4 protein-coding genes and 1 pseudogene are annotated in these 9,246 nt (G+C 41.4%); 4 read left to right on the top strand and 1 reads right to left on the bottom strand.

The features are described from left to right. The first annotated feature begins 8 nt into the window (after positions 1-8). From ACRRU2_RS19200 to ACRRU2_RS19210, 3 genes are read left to right on the top strand one after another with little or no spacing between them, the layout of a single operon-like run. A complete protein-coding gene (locus ACRRU2_RS19200) occupies positions 9-1,604 on the top strand; it encodes a spore germination protein (RefSeq protein WP_432504161.1) in 1,596 nt (531 codons plus the stop codon). Between the two features lie 49 nt (positions 1,605-1,653). Then, positions 1,654-2,757 carry a GerAB/ArcD/ProY family transporter gene (locus ACRRU2_RS19205; RefSeq protein ID WP_432504164.1) on the top strand — a complete coding sequence of 368 codons (1,104 nt, stop codon included), beginning with the start codon at positions 1,654-1,656 and terminating at the stop codon, positions 2,755-2,757. Beyond that, a complete protein-coding gene (locus tag ACRRU2_RS19210; RefSeq protein ID WP_432504166.1) occupies positions 2,754-3,941 on the top strand; it encodes a Ger(x)C family spore germination protein in 1,188 nt (395 codons plus the stop codon). The genes ACRRU2_RS19205 and ACRRU2_RS19210 overlap by 4 nt, the downstream gene beginning before the upstream one ends. 115 nt (positions 3,942-4,056) lie before the next feature. On the opposite strand, the gene ACRRU2_RS19215 is transcribed toward ACRRU2_RS19210, so the two are convergent. Then, entirely contained in the window at positions 4,057-7,953 is a 3,897-nt protein-coding gene (locus ACRRU2_RS19215) for a lamin tail domain-containing protein (RefSeq protein ID WP_432504168.1), read from the bottom strand. A gap of 908 nt (positions 7,954-8,861) precedes the next feature. Here ACRRU2_RS19215 and ACRRU2_RS19220 point away from each other — a divergent pair. Then, positions 8,862-9,239 (top strand): annotated as a pseudogene (locus tag ACRRU2_RS19220) (SRPBCC family protein); the annotation flags it as partial. Positions 9,240-9,246: the final 7 nt, after the last annotated feature.

The raw sequence follows: 9,246 nt of genomic DNA on the forward strand, positions 1-9,246 counted from the left end.
GCTTATCCGTGACTCAATTCTTTAAACGATTCTCCAAAAAATCTCTAAGAAAACAGGCTCGGCGGGAAGTTTTGCTGCAAGAGAATCATGAACATCCAAGCCAACAATTTTTTACGGATTTGAATCTAAATGAACGAGCTATGAAAGAACTGTTTCGAAACTGTTCCGATGTTGTATACCGCCCTATTCAAATTCATGAACAAAAGAAAGCGTTACTGATCTATGTCGATGGAATGGTAGATACGCAAAGCCTAGAACAAACCTTACTTATGCCCCTAGTCCTCAAAGGAATGCCGGAAAGATCGAGTAGCCTGGAGTCTTTTGAAAAACTTATCCGTGATCAAGCTATCGCAACCCGGCAAACAAAGCTGGCAAGCAGTGTACTAGAAACGGTGCAGGATGTTTTAAAAGGTCAAGTCGCGATTTTTGTGGAGGGAGAGAATCAGGCTTTACTCGCCGACCTCAAAGGTTATGAAAAACGGCAAATTACAGAACCGACAGTCGAATCCGTCATACGCGGTCCCCGGGAAGGGTTTACCGAATCGTTACGAACGAATACGAGCTTATTAAGGCGAAGATTGCAAAGTGCCAGATTGAAAATCGAATCTCTAACGATTGGAACATTGTCTCAGACGGATGTGGCCATTGTATATATTGAAGGTATCGCTCAAGATTCGATCCTGGAGGAAGTTCGAAAGAGAGTTGGCCGTATTCAGATAGATGCTATATTGGATTCGGGATTTATTGAAGAATTTATCGAAGACAACCCCTTTTCTCCGTTCCCGCTGGTACAAAATTCGGAACGACCAGATGTAGTGCTCTCAAGCCTGTTGGAAGGCAAAATCGCTATTATAGTGGACGGCACGCCGTTTGCGCTTATAGTCCCTCTAACGTTTTGGTCGGTCGTCCAAGCTGCGGAAGATTACTATGAGCATTTCATCTATACAACAGCGATTCGGTGGCTGCGATTCATGTTGCTGGGTATTTCGTTCCTGCTCCCTTCACTATATGTTGCAGCCACCACATTCCATCCGCAGTTAATTCCAGCGAGTTTACTGCTTAGTATCTCTGCCGCTCGAGAAGGCGTTCCTTTTCCGGCCGTTGTAGAAGCATTGTTGATGGAAGTCATGTTCGAGGCGCTTAGGGAAGCCGGCATCCGTTTGCCCAAACCGATCGGTTCGACGGTCAGTATGGTTGGGGCATTGGTAATTGGGGAATCGGCAGTGCGTGCCGGCATCGTTTCGGCGCCCATGGTCATTGTCGTTGCGTTTACAGGTATAGCCTCGTTTTCTATTCCCCGTTATAATTTGGGGCTGGCTTTTCGAATTTTGCGGTTCCCGCTATTAATCTTGGCGGGCACGTTAGGTTTTTACGGAATTGGCTTCGGATTAATCGCGCTCCTTATTCATCTGGTCAATCTTCGTTCGTTTGGAGTCCCTTTTCTAGCCCCGGTTGCTCCCCAGATTCCCGGAAATTTAAAGGATGTTCTGTTCCGTTCGCCGCGCTGGGCTTTGAATGCTCGACCAACCTACCTTGCAGGAAGGGATAAAAAACGCATTCCAAAAGGGCAAAAGCCTGGTGAAAAACGAGGGAGAAGCGAATAGGCATTGAAAACAAGTATCCGATTAGCCATAGATAGGAGCGCGCTTGCGAATGAAAATATCCGGACTGCAGCTTTTCTGGCTGATCCTAAATACGATAACCGGCCTTGGTATTTTGTTTACGCTGTCACCAGCCATTGCCGAGGCTAAGCAAGATGCTTGGATTTCCATCACGTTGTCTGGAATAATCGGGCTCTGCATGATGATCCTCGCTGTAAAGGTAAGCCTTCTTTACCCCGAGCAAACATTTATACAATATAGCCAGACGATATTAGGGAAATGGTTAGGGAAAATTCTCGTCATTCCTTACTTTATGATGTGGTATTCGGTAAGCGGGATTATTTTACGCAATTCCTCCGAATTTATATATGTTGCGCTGTTTAATGAAACACCTTTAACCGTGTTATCCATCGTCGTGTTAATTTTGGCGATTTACGTTGTTTATACAGGAGGCCTTGAAGGAATCGCCCGTTGCAGTGAAATGATGGGCCCATTTATTGTGCTTATGCTTTTGGGCACTTTCGTTCTTAGCATAAATCAATCGGATTGGCAGCAATTAATACCCGTCTATGCGGATTCCGGTTTGAAGTCCATTTTGAAAGGGGCCGTTCCCCTCGTTGCTTTTTATGGCGATATCATCTTGTTTGTCATGGTGTTTCGTTTTCTTGCGGATTTCCGTCAAGCATTCACGCGGTCCATGTGGGGGATAGCCGTTTCCTCTATTTTGACTATCGCAGCAACGGCGATGATCATTATGACATTTGGGCCGACGCTTCCCTCGCGAATGTGGTTTCCTTTTTTAAGTATGACGAGGTTTATTTCCGTCTTGGGATTTATTGAAAATGTCGATATCTTTGTCGTGATCATCTGGATGTTTTCTGTTTTTATCAAATTGTCTTTGTACTTGTTTGTCACCATTTACGGAACCGCGCAGTGGCTCAATATGAAAGATTGGAGAAAGTTGATTTGGGTTGTTGTTCCAATTATATTTCTTTACTCGCTGTTGCCAAAGAACATTGCGGAGGTCGTGGTAGATTTCCAACAATCTATGATACCTCGTGCTCTGCTCATTTACGCATGTGTCTTTCTCCTATTATTATGGATTGTTGGGCTGATCCGCCAAAAGAGATCCAACAAGAAGGTGAGCCCGCAATGAAATCAATACACTTTATGAATCCTGTCCTATTACTCTTGCTCATGCTATTGACGACAGGTTGCTGGGACCGCAAAGAACTCAACGACCAGGCCATTATCACCGCCTGGGGATTTGACTTGAACGAAGATCAAATGTTTACGGGGACTGCACAGTTTGCAATTCCATCAAAACTAGGCGTCGGTGAAGGGAAAAGCCAGGGCAAGGCTTTTTTTACCGTATCGGGAAATGGGAAAAATATGTACGATGCCTCCAAAAATATGCGGTTAAAACTATCCCGACCGTGGTTTGAAGGGCATAGCGGGGTAGTCCTGATCGGGGAAACATTAGCAAAACATGGCCTTGCAAACATTTTGGATGAATTAGGCCGGGATCCCACTGTTCGTCTGCGAAGGGACATAATGGTCTTAAAAGGGGGCGCGGTACAGGATTTTCTCGAATTGACGTATCCGCTGGAGCGTGTATCCGCTGATGCTATTGTCAAAATGCATGAGACAGCTGGATTAAAGGCCAATCGCACGTTGCGAAACTTTTATATGGCTGCTGAGAGCGAGGAGAGCAGCCCTTTCTTGCCTGTGATCGAGATGAATGACAGTTCTTCCAAGGGAAGCTCTGAACGAACAGATCCAAAGATGAAGTTATGGGGGTTCGCTATTTTTAACAAAAACTCCCGGCTCGCCGGATATTTACCCATGAATATGGGTTACTACCAGCAATGGATCAAAGAGCAATTGAAATCAATAATCATCACTGTAGATATACCTGGGGAGAAGGGAAACGTCGTGGTGGAGGCAAACCATTTGAAAAGTAAAATCGTGGCATCCCCGCTGGGCTCGAAGGTGCATTTTCTCGTTACGCTTAGCGGAAAGGGGAAAATTCGGGAAAACAATACTCGTTTAGACTTGGCTGTTTCTAAAAACATCGCTCTGGTCCAGAATGAATTAAATACACAAGCTGGTACATATGTCCATCAGATCATAAAGAAAGTGCAACCTCTCGGCACAGACATTTTCGGTTTTGGCGAAGCTTTTCACCGACAACATCCGTATACGTGGAAAACATTAAAACAGGAATGGCCAGAGAAATTTGCAGAGGCGGAAATTTCCGTTTCACTGAGCCTGCAGATTCAAGAAACAGGATTAATAGGTATACCATATATTTTGAAAAATAGAGAGATCAAAAAATAAAAAGGGATACTTAAAATGTCATTGGAGCGAAGTACGGTGTAAAGACTGCCATCATGCTGTGCACATCGCAAAAAATCTCCCTTGGATCATTCCTAAGGGAGATTTTCCATTTCATTTACTGAACAAGCTCTGTTACAAAATTTTTGAATATGGTGGCTACTGCTGCTCTGTCGGCATTTGCCTTTGGTTCGAATGTATTTCCGCCAATTCCGCTTATCATGCCATAACTTTGAATTGTAGTCACTGCATCCTTCGCCCAATCGCTCACTAAGTTTGCATCTGCAAAGGCTGGCTTGTTTGTGCCTGCTAATTTTGTACCCTTGTACTCCATATAGTTATGAAGCATCACAGCCATTTGCTCGCGAGTAATAGGTGCAGATGGATTAAATTTTCCATTCCCCATACCTGACACAATCTTTTTATCAGCTGCCCAGGCAATTGCAACGCCATACCAAGCATTCTTATCAACGTCCACAAATACTGATGTATTGTAGCCGGTAAGGTCTGCTCCCTCTATATTTGCAATGACCTTAGCAAACATGGCTCGTGTCATTTCATTATTCGGTGCAAACTCATTCTCGCTTATCCCATTGAAATACTGTCGAGCTGCTACAAAGTCTACTGCATCTGCAAACCATTGTGTGCTTAAGACATCTGCAAACGACACTTTATTGTAGTCAATAACAAAGCTAGAGAAGTGGTTAACCGTCATCTTTACTGTACCAGCCTCTGCATTGTATAATCCCATGACATGTTCAAGCTTTCCGTTCTTGTCCAGATAATATATCACAATAGCGTTTGGATTCTCACCTTCGCGTAATGTGTACGGAACGGATACGCTCGCTAAACCGCCATTGAAATCACTGATCTCTTTATCACCGCTTGTTACTGTAAAATCGAATATCGGTCTGTCTGCAATCCGCTCTTTAGTAACTCCGGACACTGAAAGCGTGCTCGAATCAACAATGCTGGCAGAAATCTTAACATCGGCCTTAGCCGCTTTTTCAATTGCTTTTAGAGTTATATCGTCAAACGTGATGGTTGCAATTGGTGATGCAATTACAAGCGCTTCTACCCGAGCTTCGGCTAATGCTCTAATCGATTGGTTTGGAATCATCACTTCAACTGTTTTGACATTTGCAATAGCTTCTACTTTGATTTCAACAGTGGTTTTTGCTCTGTTCGAAGCTTCCACGAAAGCAATTGCTTCTGCTAATGCTTGTTCAGTTAGAGCTGCTTTAGCTATGCCGCCTTCAGAAGTTTGTGTTAACTCGGAAGTAACGTTGATTCTGTTCTGATCTACTTTCGGCGCGCCTGGTGTTGGAGTAACTGTTCCAATGTTATCGCCTCCCGGGCCGCCACTTTCTTTATAATCAGATGCAATAGAACCTATAGATAAAGAACCCGATTTTTCTCCATCTTTAAATCGATATACCGGTCTTTGACCATTTTTTGTGAAATTTGCCTCTGCGATTGCAAATCCTTCATTATTGGCACTAATATCGACACCACTTGCTGGCATGATATGAATAATTTCCGGATTTTTCTCTCCATTGATTGATATTTTTGCTGCACGGTTATTATATCCATTATCTGCAACAACCCACAATACATTTTCATAGGTATCATAGTCGAGAGCCATTGCTCCGCCAATTTTTCCGTCAATATCAGCAATTTGTACAGAACTTCCATCCTCGTTTAAAACATAGGCATACACATGTCCATTATCCTCTAATGCCACAAAGAACACACCATTTGCAATGGCGTTCGGATAATTAGCTGCATCAAAAGCTGCATCCGTGTTTTGGTCATAAAGCTTGCCATCAACATTTGCATTTGATACCCATTCTACAGCTTCAATCCCCATATTGGCAGAAACCTGTGGTAATGAAGCGGTTAAATCCCACTCCTGCAAGGCAACTAAGTCATTGTCTTCTATACGTGGATCAACTTTCAAAATCACATTAAAGTTAACGCCTTTAACATTATTATCACGTTCAGAAGCAATATAAACAAAACCATCTCCATCTACTGTAATTCCTTCTGCATCCGGACCTGCTGCTTTTTCATTGTCTGCATCTTTTTGGAATCGAACACGCTTACCGTTTTCAAAGCCTTTTGCAAAACTTAACTCTCCATTTTTAGAAACGTCCAAAATCCAAAACTTACCCGTACCGTTATCAACCGCATATAATTGGCCATTAAAGAAATCCAATCCGGAAGAATCCTCTAAAAATGTTGGTTCAAGGTCAAAAATCACAACTTCGCCATTACCTGGCCATGCAATAACATCAGGAAAACCTTCAAATTTATTTGCTGCGCCAGGTGTTGCTTCCTTTGTATTTCTATACTCTGTTCCAGTTAAATCAGGATACAGTCCCCAGGTAGGATTTGTATGATCTGGCCATGTTGTGCTGGCTATTAACCTCTCATTTTCAAATAGGCGTACAGAATCATCCTTTCCAAGTCCAAAACCAAACTCTTCTTCTGTCAATACCAAAAATCCAAATGCTGGAATCGTTGTACCTTCAGGAAGAACATATTGATGTGCATCGTCACTGTCTTTCATTACTATTCCCGAAATATCTAAAACTTCTCCTGTTGGATTAGCAAGTTCTATCCAATCAGGTCCCTTATTCAAGTCATTTGACTGTATTTCATTTAAAGTAACAAGATTTGTTACAATATTCGCTTTTCCCTTAGTCGAAGTGGGAAACTCTATTAATTCGCCTGTTCCATCTGGAATTCGCGCGTATACACCATTTGCATGGACTTCCCACGAATACTCTGCAATGGACACACCATCCTTATTAAAAATAGTAACTTTATCTGCCTTCCCTAAGCCAAATGTAAAATGGATATTTTGATCAAAAACATAAAACTCACCTGGTTTAAGAACTGTTCCATCTACTACAGGCGTTATATCTGCAGCATGCCCTACCGGGTCATCATCATATAAATACCAGCCAGATAGATCTACGGCTGTTGTTCCTCTATTAAAAATTTCAACCCAATCTGTTTCATCATCGTTAGACTCTACTTCATTGATGACAATCTGAGGTGCATACCAATCGTTTTTTAGTCCCTTTGTTTCTTTCGTTAATCCAAACGAACCGGTCCCATCCGGATATCTTCCGAAAGACGCCACTGCCTCATCGCCTTCATAACTTGCATGCTCAGTCCATGAATATTCATCCAGTAAATTTCCTTCGTTGTCATATACACGAATAGAATCTCCTGAACCAATACCAATTGCTGCTGCGAACTCACCTGGAACGTAGGCATCTGTCTGATCATCATATACTTGACCAACCGTATTTGCCTCAACTACAAACAATCCGCCTGCTTGCAGTTTTGTTCCTTCTACAAATTTCCAACGATGGTCATTAGAATTATCACGAATTTCATAACCAGAAAGATCCATCTCTTCTGTTCCTAGATTAATAAACTCTACCCAATCATCCGGCGAAGAATTAATCTCATTAATTAGTAATCTATGTTTAGGTAACTCTTCTTTTTCTACAATATTTAACTTGCCTTTGGTTGGTTCCTGATCAACAAATCCTCCTGTACCGTCTGGAACCCTTGCATATGTGCCAACTGCATGACCTGAATAATTATACGAATCCAATAACGTATTGCTACGATCATACAAGGAAACTGTATCCTCTTTTCCCAAGGATAGATTGTTTAACAAAACATTATGTTCAATAACCAGAATTTCGCCAGCTTTTAATATAGTACCTTCCTCAATACGCCATTCTTTATTTTCTGCCACCCGCTCTAAATCTTTATCATCTGTAACAAACCATCCGCTGACATCTATATCTTCATTGCCAGTATTCATGATTTCAATCCAATCTATATCTGTCACCGGATCATTAGATTCAATTTCATTAATAAAAACTGTATTTTCTACTTCTGATGCCCGTACATACTGCATTGGAAGTAATAGCATGGATGCAATAATTAACACATTTAACATACTCATTGCTTTTATCCTTCTTTTCATTTTCACTGCTCCCTATTCATTTTTATGATTAAGCCTTATTCCGAGCCACTATTTCAATGATGAGACATCATTGTAAAATTCAAATGTACTTTACGTAATAAGTTTGTTAATTTTGCAAACTACCACTTTATCCCATCTATAAAGAGGTGGTGAACGAATTTCCGGTAACAGTGTAATATAGACTGTCGATTAATCGTGAATAGTTGCAACAAGCAAGAGAATGAGGTGCCACTCCATTAAAAAGGGGATTCCGACCGCTGTTGTAGTCCAATTGTATGAATAATTATCCCTGTTATGGTTAAACTTGGCCTACAAAGGCGAACGCTGCCGCTTCTCTATTCCCATTCTTGCTCTCCGTTCCCCCTTTCTCAAAGACAAAAAAACAAGATGCCGGAAGCTAATAGCCTGCATCTTGTTTTCTATTGGTTGCTCTATTTAATTAACACTTACCTCTTTATTTGGATTCAAGTAACTTTGATGAAGATGTTCACATCTTTCAAGTTCTTTCTGACAACATCTGGTGCCAGACAAACCGCATCATCAATGTCTCCGCCAATATCTGTATCAAGCAATACTTTTTCTATTTTCTTTACCTTCTAGCAGTGGCGTTAGTGCTTCATTATACATACGTTTCCAGTCAATGCAACGGCGGCATTTTTGCTCCAATGAGTATGTATCCCAATCGTTATCAGGAACACTAGTAATTGCAATCATTATGGATGGTAAAGTATACCATGTCTAATTTTTTTGCTATAATCGATTGTATTCAGCATTTGATTTCTCATAATTGTGATGCAATATTAGGTATAATTTATTTAATAAAGGAGAGATAAGGTGTGGGCAACTTATCCATTGAAAAGCAAAGGGAAATTTCTGCAACAACCAAGGCAGTATGAAACGTACTTACTAATCCTGACTTCATCAAACAGTGGTTAGGGGTAACAGTTAAAACAGATTGGACAGTAGGAAGTCCGATTACTTTCTCATTCTCATGGGAAGGTAAAGAATATGAAGACAAAGGTCACGTCCTTAAACATGAATTACAGAGCATTTTCTCATATGATTACTGGAGTGGCTTTTCAGGCACTACTGACAGTCCGGAAAACTACTCAATCATAGAGTTTAATCTAAATAACAACGGTGAACAGACAACACTGAGATTAAAACATAGCAACTTCTCTACCCCGACGATGTATGAGCATTCAGACAAAAACTGGGAAGAAACTTTAGATGTTATTACAAGGTTAGCTGAGGAATCCAAAAGGAACAAAATCACCTATCGGTGACCTAACC

It is taken from the genome of Paenibacillus sp. GXUN7292 (genome assembly GCF_050864975.1).
GTDB lineage: Bacteria > Bacillota > Bacilli > Paenibacillales > Paenibacillaceae > Pristimantibacillus.